The following is a 16,864-nucleotide window of genomic DNA, read 5'->3' on the forward strand; positions in this document are numbered from 1 at the left end:
GTTATTGGGGCTGCTGTGCAGCCCAGCGGGGATAAATCCCCTCGCCACAATAGAACTCCGCGCCGACGAAATTGTGACCTGACCAAAGCAACAGCTCTATCTCAATGCTTGGCGCTGAGACGCCCGTCCTAGAGCCTTTTGTCGGAAAAATTTCCATGGTGCAAATTGGCCATCAACGGCTATGCTAGGGATGGATCCAACCAATAACAGGTATTGCCGGTGTTACGTCTACTCAGGGAATGGGGGGGCTTCCTGACTCAACCGGACAGGCCACGCTGGGGCTTAAATGCGCTATTTGCTGATGTTGCTGTTGTGCTTGTCCCCCTTGGCAAGCGCCCTCGAATTCGATGAATTTACCCAGAGCCTGCCCTTGGGCAACGCCCTGCAAGTCTTTGAAGACGCCAGCGGCACGGATTCCATCGATGACGTCCTGGCCGAGGCCACGGCCGGTCACTTCAAACCCCACGACAAAGCCACGTTGAACGCCGGTTATTCGCGATCCGCGTTCTGGCTGAAAATCGATTTGCACTATCGTCCCGGCAATCCCGGCGCCCAGCGAACCTGGCTGTTGGAACTGGCGTATCCACCGTTGGATCACCTGGACCTGTACCTGGCTGACGGCACCGGCGCCTATCGCCTGGTCCGCCAGACGGGCGATGCGCTGCCCTTCGCCCGTCGCGAGATCCGCCAGAACAACTACCTGTTCAGCCTGGATTTCCAGCCCGATCAACGCCAGACCGTCTACCTGCGACTGCAAAGCGAGGGCTCGATCCAGGCGCCATTGACGCTGTGGTCGAGCACCGCTTATCTGGAACAACAGCCGTTGCGCCTTTACGTGCTGGGGATCATCTATGGCGTGTTGCTGGGCATGCTGGTCTACAACCTGTTCATCTACCTGAGCGTGCGCGACACCAGCTACCTGTATTACATCTTCTACATCGCCTCGTTCGGCCTGTATCAATTGTCGGTCAATGGCGCGGCGGTGGAGTATTTCTGGCCGGACAACCCCTGGTGGGCCAACGCTGCGACGCCGTTTTTCATCGGTTGCGCGGGCCTGTTCGGCAGTCAGTTCGCCCGCAGTTTCCTGCAGACCGCGCAACACAGCCGCTGGCTCGACCGGTTGCTGCTGGCGCTGATTGCCTATGGTGCCGTGGTGGTGGGCTTGTCATTGATGACCAGCTACGCCCTGGCGTTGCGCCTGGCAACGGCCTTGGCCCTGGTCTTCACCGTGGTGATTTTCGCCGCCGGGCTGTTCGCCTGGTGGCGCGGCCTGCGGGTCGCGCGTTATTTCATCATCGCCTGGTCGGCGTTCCTGCTGGGGGGCATCGTCAACACAATGATGGTGCTCGGTTATCTGCCGAACATCTTCCTGACCATGTACGCCAGCCAGATTGGCTCGGCCATCGAGGTGGCGCTGTTGTCCCTCGCCCTGGCCGACCGCATCAACGCCATGCGCGAGCAGCAAGCCCAGACGCTGTTCGACGCCGGGCAGAAACTGGAAGTGCTCAACCAGCAACTGGCCCAGGGCAATAAACTCAAGGATGAATTCCTCGCCACCTTGACCCATGAGTTGCGCACGCCGATGAACGGCGTGATCGGCTCGCTGGAGTTGATGGAAACCGTCGAAATGGACGAAGAGTTGACCCAGTACCAGCAGACCGCCGCCGGTTCGGCACGGGACATGATGCGCATGGTCAACGGCATCCTTACGCTCACCGAGTTGCAGGCCGGCAAGCTCAAGATTTACCCGGCGCCGTTCAGCCTGCGCGGTGTGATTGACGCGTTGCAGGTGCAGTTCGGTGCCAACGCGGCGGCCAAGGGCCTGGATTTCAAGGTCGACATAAACCCCGGCCTGGCAGACCGGCTGTTGGGTGACAGCGGCAAACTGGCCCAGTGCCTGGAATGCCTTCTGGACAACGCCATCAAGTTCACCCGCTCCGGTGGTGTCGCGTTGCGGGTCAGCGGGCGTCCGTCGGAGCTCGATCGCCTGGTGTTGTCCTTCGCCGTGATTGACACCGGCATCGGTTTTACCGACCTTGGCGAAGCAACTTTGTACCAGCGCTTTTTCCAGCTCGACGGTTCGATGACCCGCGAATACGGCGGCCTCGGTGTGGGCCTGGCGATCTGCCGCCAACTGGTCGAATTGCTCGGCGGGCGGCTGACCCACACCTCCGAGCCGGGGCGCGGCAGCCGTTTCCAGCTGGACGTGGCGTTCGACATCGCGTTGCCGTCGGGTGTCCCGAGCCCTTTTTCATTCAGCGGGCGCCGGGATTCGCGCGAACCCCAGGACTGCACGGTGCTGTTGGCGGATGACAACAACATCGATCAGTTGGTCATGCGCGGCATGCTGCTCAAGCTGGGCTACCGGGTGCGCACCGTCGACAGTGGTCGGGCTGCCTTGGATGTGCTGCAGGTCGAAAGTTTTGACGCGGTGCTCCTCGACTGCCAGTCATCGCCCCTGGACGGGGTATCAGTGGGCTGCCAGATTCGGGCGCTGGCCGGTTGCGAGGACTTGCCCGTGCTGGTAGCCAGTCCGCGTCATGATGCTGCTGGCTGCCCTTCGGGAGCCTTGATCGACTATCTGGGCAAACCGGTGAAATTCGAGGTGTTGCAAGCCGTTTTGCAGCGGCGGGTACTTTGTCCGAAACAGGGTGAAAGCGCCGATATTTAGGCGGGTATGCCACTTTGATCGATCAGGAGGCGATGCTTAACTGAATCCCTGCTGGCCGACCAAGGAGCCCCGTCATGAACCTGCACCAGTTCGCCGAAACCCACGACGTCACCAATCAGCCGCCGTCCCTGGACGGTGCCAACCTGTATCGCATCGACCTGCCGCTGCAACAGTGGTCTCAGCGTTTCGGCGCCGGTTGGGCGCAGGCGCGGATCGATGCCTACGGTGCGCTGGCGGGCGGGCCGCTGATGGAGGCCGGGTTCCTGGCCAACCAGAACAAACCGGTGTTTTCCAGTCATGACCGCTACGGCCATCGCATTGACCTGGTGGAGTTTCATCCCGCCTATCACCAATTGATGCGCACCGCCATCGAGCATGGCCTGCCCAGCCTGCCGTGGGCTCATCCGCAACCCGGCGCCCATGTCGCCCGCGCTTCCATGACTTACCTGCACAGCCAGGCCGAAGCCGGCACCGGTTGCCCGTTGACCATGACCTTCGCCAGCGTGCCGGCGCTGCGCTTGCAGCCGGACCTGGCGGAACGCTGGGTGCCGAAGGTGCTCGCCACCGAGTACGACCCGCGCAACGTCGGCATGGCCCACAAGGCTGGTGTCACGCTGGGCATGGCGATGACCGAAAAACAGGGTGGCACCGACGTGCGGGCCAATACCACCAAGGCTTTTCCAGTGGGGGCCAGTGGGCCGGGGCAGGCCTATGAACTGGTCGGGCATAAATGGTTCTGCTCGGCACCGATGTGCGATGCGTTCCTGACCCTGGCCCAGACCGACAAGGGCCTGACCTGTTTCCTGCTGCCGCGCCATCGCCCGGACGACACGCGCAATCAGTTCTATATCCAGCGGCTGAAAAACAAGCTGGGCAATTGTTCCAATGCGTCCAGCGAAGTGGAGTTCCGCGGGGCCTTGGCGTGGATGGTTGGGGAAGAGGGCCGGGGCGTGCCGACGATCATCGAGATGGTCGCCATGACGCGCTTCGATTGTATGGTCGGCTCCAGCGCCCTGATGCGCCAGGCCTTGACCCAGGCCAGTCATCACTGCGCGCACCGCATGGTCGGCGGCAAGTTGCTGAGCGAACAACCGCTGATGCGGAACGTGCTCGCCGACCTGGCGCTGGAAAGCGAATCTGCATTGGCCTTGAGCCTGCGCATGGGACGGGCGCTGGACCATCTGGACGACGAGCACGAAGCCAAGTTCGCCCGGCTGGTGACGGCGGTGGGCAAGTACTGGATCTGCAAACGTGCCCCCGCGATGATCAACGAAGCTGCCGAATGCATGGGCGGCGCCGGCTACGTCGAAGACAGCATCCTGCCGCGCCTGTATCGGGAGGCGCCGGTCAACTCCACGTGGGAAGGTTCAGGCAACGTGCAATGCCTCGATGTATTGCGCGCCTTGTCCAAGGAGCCTGGCGTGCTGGAAGTGCTGTTCAACGAACTGGGTGACGGTCATGGGGACAAGCGCCTGGCTACCCATATCGACCAACTGTATGCGGCGTTCAAGGACACCGACGATATCCAGTACCGCGCCCGGCAATTGACCGAAGACATCGCCGTCGGCCTGCAAGCGAGGTGGCTGCTCGAAGCGGGGAACGGTGATGTCAGCGATGCCTTTATTGCCAGTCGCCTTGGATCCGGTGCCAGGGTCTACGGAGCGTTGCCGAGAGGCTTGAATGTAGAGGCAATCGTCGCGCGCTCGACCCCGCAGGGTTTCTAGGATCAACACATCCCACAGTGGGTTTAGGCGGCACACAAGATTCGAGACACCACCAAACCCTGTGGGAGCGAGCCTGCTCGCGAAGGCGTCGGTGCATTCAACCTCTGTGTGGTCTGACACACTGCTTTCGCGAGCAGGCTCGCTCCCACAAGAGGCTCCGCGAAAGGTCAACCAATACGCCACTGTTCCCGTCGGACCACGATGCAGGCAAGATGAAGGCCTGCAAGTCAGAACACAGGAAGCTGATCGTGACCGAAGCGTTTATTGTCGTTCAAACCGCCGAACAAGCCGTGGATCGTCTCGCGGCCCTGCATGAGCGTGCGACCACCGCGCTGAACCAGGCGCTCAAGCGCTACCTCAAGGACCGCATCGAGCCGGATGCCGAGCAACGGGCCTTGTTTCGCTACCCGGCACTGCGGCTGACCTACCATTGCCACGGCGAAGTGCCGCAAACCACCCGCGCCTACGCCAAGGTCCAGTTGCCGGGCACTTACAGTGTCACCGTCACTCACCCAGCCGCGTTCCGCAAATACCTGCTGGAGCAGCTCGTGCCGTTGATGCACGACTTCACCGTCACCGTCGAGGTGGGCGTCAGCGAGCAGAACATTCCTTACCCGTACGTGGTTGAGCAGGGCGACGAGCTCGCCGGCTCCGGTGTCACCGCTGCCGTGCTGGCGCGGGTGTTCCCGAGCACCGACTTGTCGGCCGCCACCGATGGCATCGCCGATGGCCTCTACGATTGGGAGAACACCGACCCGCTGCCCCTGGCGCTGTTCGACGCCGCGCGGGTGGATTTCTCCCTGCGCCGGCTGGTGCACTACACCGGCAGTGACTGGCGCCACGTGCAGCCGTGGATTCTGCTGACTAACTATCACCGCTATGTCGACCAGTTCATCGTCCATGGCTTGGAGCAATTGCGCAGTGATCCGCGTTTCGTGCGCATGGTGTTGCCGGGCAACGTGATCATCGACAAGAACATGGACCACGGCGAAGCCTCGGCCATCGCCGCCGGCGTGGTCTGGCACCGCTACCAGATGCCGGCCTATCACTTGCAGGCCAGCGACGGCCACGGCGTGACCCTGGTGAACATCGGCGTCGGCCCGTCCAACGCCAAGAACATCACCGACCACCTGGCCGTGCTGCGCCCGCATTGCTGGCTGATGATCGGACACTGCGGCGGCCTGCGGCAGTCCCAGACCATCGGCGACTACGTGCTGGCCCACGCCTACATGCGCCGCGATGGGATTCTCGACCGGGTGGTGCCGCCGAACATCCCGATCCCGGCCCTGGCCGAAGTGCAACTGGCGCTTCAGCAAGCGGCGGCGAACGTCACTGGCGAGAAAGGCGACGAGTTGAAAAAGCGCCTGCGCACCGGCACCGTGCTGACCTACGACGACCGCAACTGGGAACTGCGCTGGGCCCAGGAACGCCCGCTGATCAACCTGTCCCGCGCGGTGGCGGTGGACATGGAAAGCGGCACCATTGCCGCCCAGGGTTATCGTCTGCGGGTGCCTTATGGCACGTTGCTGTGTGTTTCGGACAAACCGCTGCACAGCGAGATCAAGCTGCCGGGTTCGGCCAACGCTTTTTATGAGCGGGCGGTCAACCAGCACCTGAAGATCGGCATCGCGGCGGTGGACCTGCTGCGCACCGAGCTCAATTCGTTGCACTCGCGCAAGCTGCGCAGCTTCGACGAGCCGCCGTTCCGCTGATCGGACGGTGGTCATTTAACGGTCGGGCCACTAGCATGGTCGGCCCTGACCGTTAGATGTTGTCGCTGCCATGCCCCGTCCCCCACGTCCCGTTTCCCGCCGCCCTGGCGCGAAGCCTCCAGCCGCCGCCCCGCGCCGTGTGGCCAAGGCGCCTCCGGCCGAGCCGAAGCTGATCCTGTTCAACAAACCCTTTGATGTGCTGACGCAATTCAGCGACGGCGAAGGGCGGGCGACGCTCAAGGATTTCATCGACGTGCCCGGCATCTACCCGGCCGGTCGCCTCGACCGCGACAGCGAAGGGTTGCTGTTGCTGACCAATGACGGACAACTGCAGGCGCGCATCGCCGATCCCAAGCACAAGTTGGCCAAGACGTACTGGGTGCAAGTCGAGGGGGAGCCGAGCGACGAACAACTGCAGCGCCTGCGCGATGGCGTGGCGTTGAACGATGGCATGACGCTGCCGGCCGAGGCCCGCCAACTGGAGGCGCCGCAGTTGTGGCCGCGCAACCCGCCGGTGCGCTTTCGCAAAAGCGTGCCGACGAGCTGGCTGGAGCTGGTCATACGTGAAGGACGCAACCGCCAGGTACGACGCATGACCGCCGCGGTCGGCTTGCCGACCTTGCGCCTGGTGCGTGTCAGGATCGGCGACTGGACGCTCGAAGGGCTCGACCAGGGCCAGTGGAAGGAAGTGCCGGCGCGCTTATAGTGCGCCGGATTCGATCAGGCCGATCACCACGCTCTTGATGACGAATGCCGCGACGCCGAGGCCCAGCACGAAAAACAGGATGAACGAGCCAAAGCGCCCGGCCTTGGACTTCTTCGCCAGGTCCCAGACGATGAAACCCATGAAAATGATCAGGATGCTGACCAGGCCGGTCATCATCCACTCTTCGAAAACAGCAGGATCCATCGGGACACTCCAGCGTGGGCGGGATTGAAAAGGCGCGGCGAGTATAAGGCATGGGGGCGGGGCGCAGGATTGGGCTGCGGCGGTGTGTCGCAGCTATCCATCGTGGACTCGAGATTTTGTGACGAGGGGATTTATCCCCGCTCGACGCTGTAGGCGCTGTGTAGGAGCTGCCGAGCGATCTTTCCCCAGACACTTAAATCCCAAGCGAAAGATCAAAAGATCGCAGCCTTCGGCAGCTCCTACACGCAAACCAGCGGAGCAAGCTCCCTCGCCACAACAGCGGTCAGTTGCGCAGGTGGGTGAGCGGCAACTCAGTGCTGTTGAGCACCTGGTTCAGCACAAAACTCGAGCGCACGCTGGTGACCCCTTCGATCCGCGTCAGGTGCCCCAGCAACAGTTTCTGGTAATGGTCCATGTCCGGCACCACCACCTTGAGCTGGTAGTCCGCGTCGATGCCGGTCACCAGGCTGCACTCCAGCACCTGCGGCAGGCTGCGGATCGCGGCTTCGAAGGTCTCGAAGCGATCGGGGGTATGGCGGTCCATGCCGATCAGCACGTAGGCCGTCAGGCTCAGGCCCAGCATCTTGCGGTCGAGCAGGGCGACCTGGCGGGTGATGTAGCCGTCGTCCTCCAGTTGCTTGACCCGCCGCGAGCACGGGGAGGGCGACAAGCCGATGCGCTCGGCCAATTCCTGGTTGGAGATACGCGCATCGCGTTGCAATTCCGCCAGGATGCTCAGGTCGTAACGGTCGAGTTTGCTCATCGAGCGGGCCTTTATCCGGTTAATTGCGGAAGATTATCTATCCAGGGGTAAAAATTGCGCAAGTGGTGTTTATTCAAGCAATCTTCGCAATCCCCTGCCGGCGCCCCGGGCCTATGCTTACCACCAAGATCACTGCTCGGACAAACAGTCCAGTGCAGCCCGCCCAATCCGGCCGGCTGCGGTCGCAGTACCCACCGGTACTGGCAGACCCCCGAGCTGCACACTGTCCAGAAGACAGCGTGAGGTGAGCCGACGTCATAAGCGTCGCGCACGGACGAAGTTCTCAAGGGGAGGCCGACGGGCCTCCCTTTTTTATGCCTGCGAAATAAACCCCGCGCCTGATAATCTGTCGCAGAACCGGCCTGGGCTTTTCCAGTCTTATTTGCAGGCCCCGAACCGTTGTGAGGAATTTCATGAAGTCGCGCATCTGGCGTTTGGCAGGTGTTGGTCTGTTGTGGGCGAGTGTCAGTGCGCAGGGAGTGGCCGACGATCAGCAAAACCGTGGCGGCCCCGACGGTGGTCACGGCCAGGACGGACGAGGCGGCAACGGCCAAGGGTACTCAGGCCAGCCCAGGCAGCAAAGCAACGAGATCATCCGGGGCGATAACAGCCGACAGTTCGAAGTCAAGCCGCAATACCAGGGCGGACAACGCTACGAGCGCCCGCCGCAGGACCCCAACGTCCAAGGTCGCCCGCCGCAGCAGCAACCGGGCAACCATTTGCCGATCCAGGGGCGGCCCGACAGCGTGACCCAGACCCGTGAGCCGCAAACGGGGTACTACCGCGACATTCCGCGCCGCAACGACGGCTATCCCAATGGAGGGCCTCGTCCCGGCCATGAGGGGCGTCCCGAGCAGCATTGGCCCGGTCGGCCGGACGGGCATGGCAATGGCTGGGGCCCGGGCCCGCAATATCGGCCCGGGTATGTGATCGATCGTTTCCCGGATCGCAACTACCGCGTGCCGTATCGCGGCCAGGATTATTTCTATTCCGGTGGCTACTGGTATCGCCCGCAAGGCCCGCGTTATGTCGTGGTCCAGCCGCCACGGGGGATTCGCACGCGCTATCTGCCGGACTATGCCCGTGAGGTCTGGATCGGCAGTTCGCTGTTCTTCCTCGCCGCCGGCGCGTATTACATCTACGAAGCCAATACCCGGGATTACGTCGTGGTCGAGGCGCCAGTCGCCAACCCGCAGCCACAACCCCAGGGCAACGGTTTTGACGTGGTGGCTTACCCGGCCAACGGCCAGTCGCCCGAGCAGGTCAACCAGGACGGCTACGATTGCTATCGCTGGGCGGTGCAGCAGAGTGGTTTCGATCCGCGCAACTACACCTACCCACCGGCGCCGGAGGTGGTGCAGACCTATCGCCAGGCCGAGGGGAGTTGCTTGAGTAGCCGTGGGTATCAGGTTCAGTAGAGCAGCGACGAGCTGCAAGCCCCAAGCTGCAAGAGTTGGGCTCGACTGAACTTGTCACTTAAAGCTTGCCGCTTGTAGCTGTTTTTATAGGATCTGCATGCACCAGCACTTCGGCCTTCGGATACGCGCGGTGAATCGCGTCGGCGGCCTGGTCGCTGATGCCGTGGGCGACTGACAAGGTCAATTCCCCCGGCAATTCCAAGTGCAACTGCACGAACCAATGGTTCCCGGAGATCCGCGTGCGCAGGTCATGGGCACCGACCACGCCGGGTACGGCGCAGGCCAGTTCCAGCATGTGCTGGCTGACGTCCGGCGGCAGTTCTTCATCCATCAGCACCGAGAAGCTTTCCCGGGCGATCTGCACCGCGCTCCACAGAATGTAGAGGGCGATGCCCAGGCCGAACCAGGCGTCGAGTTGATACCAACCGAACCCGGCCAGGACCAGCGCGACCAGGATGCTGCCGTTGAGCAACAAGTCCGAACGGTAATGCAGCGAGTCGGCGCGCACCGCGTTGGAGCCGGTGGCACGCACGACCCGATGCTGCAACGCCAACAGCGCCAAGGTCAGCACCAGGGAAAACACGATCACGCCGACGCTGAGCCAAGGCGCGTCCACGGGCACTGGATTTTTCAAGCGCTCGAAGGCCTGCAAGGCAATCAGCACCGCACTGCCGCCGATAAACAGCGCCTGGGCCATGCCCGCCAGCGATTCAGCCTTGCCATGCCCATAGCGATGATCATCGTCAGCGGGACGGAGTGCGTAGTGCACCGCCAGCAGGTTGAGCAACGAGGTGACGCCGTCCAGCGCCGAGTCGGTCAGGCCGGCGAGCATGCTCACCGAGCCACTCGACCACCAGGCCAGCGCCTTGGCAACGATCAGGATAAGCGCCACGGCCACCGAGGCCCGGGTGGCCAGGCGAAGCAGGCGAGCGTGTTCGGTACTGGTGGTCATGGCGCGGTCTTCCTCGGGTTGCGCCTGTTATGCGGCAGGTTTGAGGCCGAGTGCGGCCAGTTGTTCTACGTTGCCTTTGTGTTGGATCAGGCGTGGATCATCCAGCGGGAAGCTGCGGCCAAGCTCGCGCTCGAGGATGGCTTGCAACTTTTGATTGTTGACCGTGCCGTCGGGGTTGATGGCTGGCTTGAGTTTCTCTGGCTCGATCTGGACGCTCTTGCCCGGTTCGAAATAAATCGCGCCCGTGGCGAAGTCCACGGCAAAGGCGATCAGGCCGGGGATGATGTAGAACAACAGGCCGACGGCATCGAGCGCGGCGATGGCCGGGTCGATCTTGCCTTCGATCTGGCCGCGACGGTCCGGGTAGAAGATCGAGCCACAGGCGCTGATCTGGGTCAGTAGGGTGGCGACCAGGACGCCGCCGATCACGCGAAAGGGAATACGCATAGCAATCTCCTGAGCAGGTATGGGCGTTGCTGGTTGGAGTCCAGACCACGCTAAACAGTTCGCCGTTATACTCGGCCCTCTGTTTTGGAGCCAGCATGATTTCCTTGCCGATTGATGAAGTTTTACCCGCGCTGCGCCAAGCCCTGGCCAAGCGCCACGAAGCGGTGCTCGAAGCGCCCCCTGGCGCCGGTAAAACCACCCGTGTTCCCCTCGCCCTGTTGAACGAGTCCTGGCTGGCCGGGCAAACCATCCTCATGCTCGAACCCCGGCGCCTGGCGGCACGGGCGGCGGCCGAGCGGCTGGCCAGCGAGCTCGGGGAAAAAGTTGGAGAAACTGTCGGCTACCGGATTCGCCTCGACAGCAAGGTGGGCCCCAATACGCGTATTGAAGTGGTCACCGAAGGCATCCTCACCCGGCGCTTGCAAGATGACCCGGCGCTGGAAGGCGTGGGGTTGCTGATTTTCGATGAGTTCCATGAGCGCAGCCTCGACGCCGACCTGGCCCTGGCCTTGAGCCTCAACGGTCGGGAGCTGTTTCGCGAAGAGCAGCCGCTGAAGATCCTGCTGATGTCCGCGACACTGGAAGGCGAGCGCCTGGCCGGTCTGCTGGGCGACGCGCCGATCCTGCGCAGCGAAGGGCGCATGTTCCCGGTGGCGGTGCGCTGGGGCCGACCCTTCCAGCCAGGGGAGTTCATCGAGCCGCGACTGGTGCAGACCGTGCTTGAAGCGCTGCACGATGAAACCGGCAGCGTGCTGGTGTTCCTGCCCGGGCAAGCGGAAATCCGTCGCGTTCATCAACAATTGGCCGAGGCCCTCGGCGACGGCGGCAACGTGTTGCTGTGCCCGTTGCATGGCGAGTTGGACCTGGCCGCCCAGCGCGCCGCCATCGACCCGGCGCCGCCCGGCCAGCGCAAAGTCGTGCTGGCCACCAACATCGCCGAGACCAGCCTGACCATCAACGGTGTGCGGGTGGTGGTGGATGCCGGCCTTGCCCGCGTGCCGCGATTCGATCCGGGCAGCGGCATGACCCGTCTCGACACCCAGCGCATCTCCCGCGCCAGCGCGACCCAGCGGGCCGGCCGTGCCGGGCGCCTGGAACCGGGCGTGTGCTATCGGCTGTGGTCCGAGGATCAGCACGAACAATTGGCCGCTTATGGCAGCGCCGAGATTCTGTCCGCGGACCTGGCCGGGTTGGCCCTGCAATTGGGGCGCTGGGGCGTGACGCCGCAGCAGTTGGTCTGGCTCGACGTCCCGCCAACCGCCGCGTACGCCCAGGCCCAGGATCTGCTGCAACGTCTCGGCGCACTCGATGGCGGCCAACTGACCCGCCACGGCCAGGCCATGGCCGAGCTGCCGGCGCATCCGCGAATCGCCCATATGCTGTTGCGCGGGCAAGCGCTGGGGTTGGCGGACATGGCCTGCAACGTGGCGGCGCTGCTGGGCGAGCGCGACATCCTGCGCGGCGCCGGGGCAGATCTGCACAGCCGTCTGGCCTTGCTCTCCGGCGAGGAGCGAGCGGCACGCGGCGCCCAGGGTGGCGTGCAGCGGGCGCGGCAGTTGGCCCGGCAATATCGTGGCTATCTACGGGGCAGGGCCGAGGAAGCCGTCGCCGATCCCGATCATCCACGCTGGCTCGGTGCATTGTTGGCGTTGGCCTATCCGGATCGTGTCGCGCAGCAACGGCGCCCCGGCGGTGCGGAATATCGCCTGGCCAATGGCCGCGCGGCGTTGTTCGCCGAGGCGGACAGCCTGATGAAGCAAGCGTGGCTGGTGATCGCCGATTTGGGCAGCCGCCAGGGCCAACGCGAAGAGCGAATTTACCTGGCGACGGATTTCGACCCGGCGCTGTTCGATTCGGTATTGGCCGAGCAGGTGCAGACGGTCGACCAACTGGATTGGGACGAGCGCGAAGGCGTGCTGCGGGCCGAGCGTCAGCGCAAGGTCGGCGAGCTGGTGCTCAGTCGCGAACCGCTGACCGGGCTGGATGAAGCAGCCCGCAGCCAGGCGCTGGTCAACCTGGTGCGGCGCAAAGGCCTGGAGCTGCTGCGGTGGACACCGGAGTTGCGGCAATGGCAGGCGCGGGTGGCGCTGTTGCGCCGGCTAGACCTGGAGACCAAGGGCGAAAGCGAATGGCCGGACGTCAGCGACACGGCATTGTCGGGCAGTCTCGAACATTGGCTGATGCCGTACCTGGGACGTGTCTCGCGACTCAGCCATTTCGCCAACCTGGACCTGTCGAGCATCGTTCATAACCTGCTGCCCTGGCCATTGCCACAACGCTTGGACGAACAGGCGCCCCATCACCTGAGCGTGCCTTCGGGATCGTCGATTCGCCTGGATTACAGCGAGCATCCGCCCATCCTTGCCGTGCGCTTGCAGGAGCTTTTCGGGCTGGCCGACACCCCGCGCATCGCCGGCGGACGGCAGGTGGTCAAGCTGCACCTGCTGTCGCCGGCGCGTCGGCCGGTGCAAGTGACCCAGGATTTGGCGAACTTCTGGCGCAGCACCTACGCCGAGGTGAAGAAGGACCTCAAGGGGCGGTATCCCAAGCATTACTGGCCGGATGATCCATTGGTGGCCGAGGCGACGGCGCGGGTCAAGCCGCGCAAGTGAAAATCCCCGGCTTGACCTCGGTCGCAGATGGTAAATTCACCGACGGATAAGCTGCTTTCCACGCAGCCTCGGTTACTCAGCACCAGATTTGGACATGTCATGGCAAAGAAACCCGCAACGCCCACCACTGAAGCATCGATGACAGCGGCCAACAAAGGGGCCAGCTTGACATTGATCGATGTGGCGAAGATTGCCGGGGTCTCGCCAATGACCGTTTCCAGGGCCTTGCATCGACCGGAGCTGGTGAGCGAGAACACGCGGGAAAAAGTCCGGGAGGCGGTGCGCCAGTCGGGTTATGTGCCAAACATGCTGGCCGGCGGCTTGGCGAGCAACAAAAGCCGCCTGGTGGCGATTTTCCTTCCCACTATCGCTAACTCCATTTTTGCAGACACCGTGCAATCGTTGATGGACCGCCTGACCCAGGCGGGCTATCAGACCCTGTTGGGCCTTACAGGCTATAGCGCAGAGCAGGAAGAAAAACTGTTGGAGGCGGTACTCGGCCGGCGTCCGGATGGCATCGTACTGACCGGTACGCTTCACACCGAATCAAGCCGCTTGCGCCTCGCTCAGGCGGGTATTCCCGTGGTTGAGGCCTGGGACTTGAGTGAGGACCCTTTGGACATGCTGGTGGGTTTTTCCCACGAAAAGGTGGGGGAGGAGACCGCGCGACACCTGGTGAAAAAGGGTTACAGGCGATTTTCCGTGGTGACCATCAGCGACCCCCGGGGCCTGCGCCGTTGCAACAGCCTTATCGCCGAGCTGAAACGCCAGGGAATCGAGCAAGTGCCCATGGAAGTCCTGGCGCCACCTGCCACGCTCGAAGTCGGGCGAGAGGGGCTTCGGCGACTGCTGGATCCATCGCCGCGGCCCGACATCGTGGTGTGCAGCTCGGACACCGTGGCTCAAGGCGTTTTGGCCGAAGCCGCCAGCCAAGGCTTGAATGTGCCCGGCGACCTTGCCGTCATGGGGTTCGGGGACCTGAGCAGTGCCGCGCAGGTCTACCCGGCGTTGTCGACTGTCAGCGTCGACGGCAAGCGCATCGGCTTGCAAGTGGCCGAGGCGCTGCTTGAGCGATTCGAAAACCCTTCGTCCCGGAAAACGGTGCGGATTGACACCGGGTTCACCTTGATCGACCGCGCCAGCACCTGAATTGAAAATCTGTTTGCCGGTTGCCTCCGGTTGAATGATTGCGCAATCAGTGTAGTATCCATTCAAAGGTCTTCGGTTTTATCGAGCGAGGGCTTTTTTGATCAGCCGATGATTGCGCAATCATAGGCTGGCAGGAGCTTCCACACCTGAACGCTTTTCAATGTCCAAGGAGCGCACATGTTCGTATCAAAAGACCTTCCCAAGTCCTCCGATGACGACCGTATTGCCTGGGTTCGTGTCGCTTCGGTGATCTTGCCGCTGGCCAATCCGATCAGTGATGCCAAGGTGCTTACCGGGCGGCAGAAACCGATGACCGAGATCGCCATCCTCTTCGCTGAAATTGAAACCCTCGAGGGGCATCGTGGCCTCGGCTTCAGTTACTCGAAACGTGCCGGCGGACCGGGGCAATTCGCCCATGCCAAGGAAATCGCCCCGGTGCTGATCGGCGAAAACCCGAGTGACATTTCCAAGCTCTGGACCAAGCTCTGCTGGGCTGGCGCCTCGGTGGGCCGCAGTGGCATGTCGACCCAGGCCTTGGGGGCGTTCGACGTGGCGTTGTGGGACCTGAAAGCCAAGCGCGCCAACTTGTCGCTGGCCCGTTTGCTCGGCGCCCAACGCGATTCGGTGCGTTGCTACAACACCTCGGGAGGCTTTCTCCATACCCCGCTGGATCAACTGATGAAAAATACCGACGTGTCCCGCGAAAAGGGCATCGGTGGTATCAAGTTGAAAGTCGGGCAACCGGATTGTGCCCTGGACGTTGAGCGGGTCAGCACGGTGCGCAAGCACTTGGGTGACAACTTCCCGCTGATGGTCGATGCCAACCAGCAATGGGATCGGCCGACGGCCCAGCGCATGTGCCGCCAGTTCGAGGCGTACAACCTGATCTGGATCGAGGAACCCCTGGACTGCTATGACGCCGAAGGCCACGCCGCGTTGGCACAGCAATTCGATACACCTATCGCCACGGGTGAAATGCTCACCAGCGTCGCCGAGCACGCCGAATTCATCAAGCTGCGCGGCGCCGACTTCTTGATGCCGGACGCGCCACGAGTGGGCGGCATCACCCCTTACTTGAAGGTCGCGTCGATGGCTGAGCAAGCGGGCCTGATGCTGGCCCCGCATTTCGCCATGGAACTGCACGTTCACCTGGCGGCTGCCTATCCGACCGAACCCTGGGTCGAGCACTTCGAATGGCTTGAGCCGTTGTTCAACGAGCGCCTGGAGACCCGTGACGGCCGGATGCTCGTCCCCACCCGTCCCGGTTTGGGGCTGACACTCAGCGAACAAGTCAAGCCGTGGACGGTTCAGGAAGCCGAGGTGGGTGCCCGTCCCTGAGGAATCTCCTCGGTTCGGCAGTGAGTAGGCTTGCGAGGCTCTGTCCAGGGCCTCCTTGAAAGGGGAGCTACCATCATCGATTTCAAAATGGACGTGCTGGTATGGGGGCCCATGCACCCATCCTTGATGCAGTCGTTGGAAGAACACTACAGCGTCCACAAGCGCTGGGAGATTGCCGACTTCACCCACTGGGTCGCTTTACATGGCGGTTCCATACGTGCGGTTGTAACCAGTGGTGTGTACGGGGCTGACCATCAGGTCCTGGAACAGCTGCCTAATCTCGAGGTGATTACCAGTTTCGGTGTCGGTTATGACGCGCTCGATACGGCTTACCTGGCCCGTCGTGGTATCCAGTTGAGCAATACGCCGGACGTGCTCAACAACAGCGTGGCCGAAACGGCACTGGCGTTGATGCTTTGCGTATCCCGTAGAGTCTGCGAGGCCGAGCGCTTCGTGCGGGCCGGCAAATGGCGGGAGGCAAAATTCCCCTTGGGCAATGACCTGCACGGTAAGACCTGCGGCATCGTAGGCCTGGGCAAGATCGGCAAGACGCTCGCCAGACGGGTCTCGGCCTTCGACATGAACGTCGCTTATTATCGACCCAGTGGGCCGTATGCCGAGGTTTCCTACACCCATTACGCCGACCTTCAAGCACTGGCCACTGCCGCGGACTACCTTGTCGTCCTCGTTCCTGGCGGCCCGCAAACCCGGCATCTGATCAATCGCCAGGTCATGCGCGCGCTCGGTCCCAAGTCCTTTCTGATCAATGTGGCCAGGGGCAGTGTCGTCGACGAGGCGGCATTGATCACGGCCCTCCTTGAGTCGGAAATCGGCGGTGCCGCCTTGGACGTGTTCGAGGACGAGCCCCATGTTCCGGCCGCGTTGCTGGAAATGGATAACGTCGTATTGCTTCCACATATCGGCAGCGGTACTCACGAGACCCGCCAAGCCATGGCGGACCTGGTTTTCGAAAATCTCGATACCTATTTCGAAGAGGGGAGGCTGGTTACGCCGGTGGCGCTGTAATGCGTTTTGGCGCCGGGAGACCTGTGGGAGGTTGATCGATCTGTGGCGTGATGCTTGGAAGCTTTTGTGGCGAGGGCGCTTGCTCCCGCTGGGGCGCGCAGCGGCCCCAAAAAGCAATGAGCGCTGCGCACTCAAGCGGGAG

The 16,864-nt window shown here is 62.7% G+C and carries 13 protein-coding genes; 9 read left to right on the forward strand and 4 right to left on the reverse strand.

Annotated features, from left to right (window positions below):
* Nucleotides 1-286 precede the first annotated feature (286 nt).
* From M8Q45_RS00810 to M8Q45_RS00825, 4 genes are all read left to right on the forward strand, one after another.
* Complete coding sequence (locus tag M8Q45_RS00810) at nt 287-2,671, forward strand: hybrid sensor histidine kinase/response regulator (RefSeq protein WP_249873231.1); 2,385 nt, start codon at nt 287-289, stop codon at nt 2,669-2,671.
* Between the two features lie 74 nt (nt 2,672-2,745).
* On the forward strand, nt 2,746-4,395 hold the full coding sequence (locus M8Q45_RS00815; protein WP_249873232.1) for an acyl-CoA dehydrogenase family protein: 1,650 nt from the start codon (nt 2,746-2,748) through the stop codon (nt 4,393-4,395).
* A gap of 212 nt (nt 4,396-4,607) precedes the next feature.
* Nucleotides 4,608-6,107 (forward strand): AMP nucleosidase, encoded by a 1,500-nt coding sequence (amn, locus tag M8Q45_RS00820; RefSeq protein ID WP_249873233.1) that lies wholly within the window; start codon nt 4,608-4,610, stop codon nt 6,105-6,107.
* Nucleotides 6,108-6,246: 139 nt separating this feature from the next.
* On the forward strand, nt 6,247-6,813 hold the full coding sequence (locus M8Q45_RS00825) for a pseudouridine synthase (protein WP_249877247.1): 567 nt from the start codon (nt 6,247-6,249) through the stop codon (nt 6,811-6,813).
* On the opposite strand, the gene M8Q45_RS00830 is transcribed toward M8Q45_RS00825, so the two are convergent.
* Nucleotides 6,808-7,017 carry a DUF2788 domain-containing protein gene (locus M8Q45_RS00830; protein ID WP_003185724.1) on the reverse strand — a complete coding sequence of 70 codons (210 nt, stop codon included), beginning with the start codon at nt 7,015-7,017 and terminating at the stop codon, nt 6,808-6,810. The genes M8Q45_RS00825 and M8Q45_RS00830 overlap by 6 nt on opposite strands.
* Before the next feature lie 283 nt (nt 7,018-7,300).
* Nucleotides 7,301-7,780: an Lrp/AsnC family transcriptional regulator gene (locus M8Q45_RS00835; protein ID WP_249873234.1), complete on the reverse strand. Its 480-nt coding sequence runs from the start codon at nt 7,778-7,780 to the stop codon at nt 7,301-7,303.
* A 413-nt stretch (nt 7,781-8,193) separates the two neighbouring features.
* Here M8Q45_RS00835 and M8Q45_RS00840 point away from each other — a divergent pair, with 413 nt between their 5' ends.
* Entirely contained in the window at nt 8,194-9,198 is a 1,005-nt protein-coding gene (locus M8Q45_RS00840) for a DUF6515 family protein (RefSeq protein ID WP_249873235.1), read from the forward strand.
* A 58-nt stretch (nt 9,199-9,256) separates the two neighbouring features.
* Here M8Q45_RS00840 and M8Q45_RS00845 read toward each other — a convergent pair whose 3' ends face one another.
* The gene (locus M8Q45_RS00845) at nt 9,257-10,150 is read right to left on the reverse strand and encodes a cation diffusion facilitator family transporter (protein ID WP_249873236.1); all 894 of its coding nucleotides are present in this window, start codon (nt 10,148-10,150) and stop codon (nt 9,257-9,259) included.
* A 27-nt stretch (nt 10,151-10,177) separates the two neighbouring features.
* The gene (gene pmcY / locus M8Q45_RS00850; protein WP_249873237.1) at nt 10,178-10,597 is read right to left on the reverse strand and encodes a periplasmic Zn2+ metallochaperone PmcY; all 420 of its coding nucleotides are present in this window, start codon (nt 10,595-10,597) and stop codon (nt 10,178-10,180) included.
* Nucleotides 10,598-10,692: 95 nt separating this feature from the next.
* Between pmcY and hrpB the strand changes: the two genes are divergently transcribed.
* The 4 genes from hrpB (at nt 10,693) to M8Q45_RS00870 (ending at nt 16,722) form a co-directional block, all read left to right on the forward strand.
* Entirely contained in the window at nt 10,693-13,209 is a 2,517-nt protein-coding gene (gene hrpB / locus M8Q45_RS00855) for an ATP-dependent helicase HrpB (protein WP_249873238.1), read from the forward strand.
* A gap of 99 nt (nt 13,210-13,308) precedes the next feature.
* Complete coding sequence (locus M8Q45_RS00860) at nt 13,309-14,358, forward strand: LacI family DNA-binding transcriptional regulator (RefSeq protein WP_249873239.1); 1,050 nt, start codon at nt 13,309-13,311, stop codon at nt 14,356-14,358.
* A 177-nt stretch (nt 14,359-14,535) separates the two neighbouring features.
* The gene (locus tag M8Q45_RS00865) at nt 14,536-15,696 is read left to right on the forward strand and encodes an L-talarate/galactarate dehydratase (protein WP_249873240.1); all 1,161 of its coding nucleotides are present in this window, start codon (nt 14,536-14,538) and stop codon (nt 15,694-15,696) included.
* Between the two features lie 87 nt (nt 15,697-15,783).
* Nucleotides 15,784-16,722, forward strand: coding sequence for a 2-hydroxyacid dehydrogenase (locus M8Q45_RS00870; protein WP_283938993.1), 939 nt, complete (start codon nt 15,784-15,786; stop codon nt 16,720-16,722).
* Nucleotides 16,723-16,864: the final 142 nt, after the last annotated feature.

Origin of the sequence: Pseudomonas sp. T1.Ur (assembly GCF_023516725.1) — a bacterium.
Lineage (GTDB): Bacteria > Pseudomonadota > Gammaproteobacteria > Pseudomonadales > Pseudomonadaceae > Aquipseudomonas > Aquipseudomonas alvandae.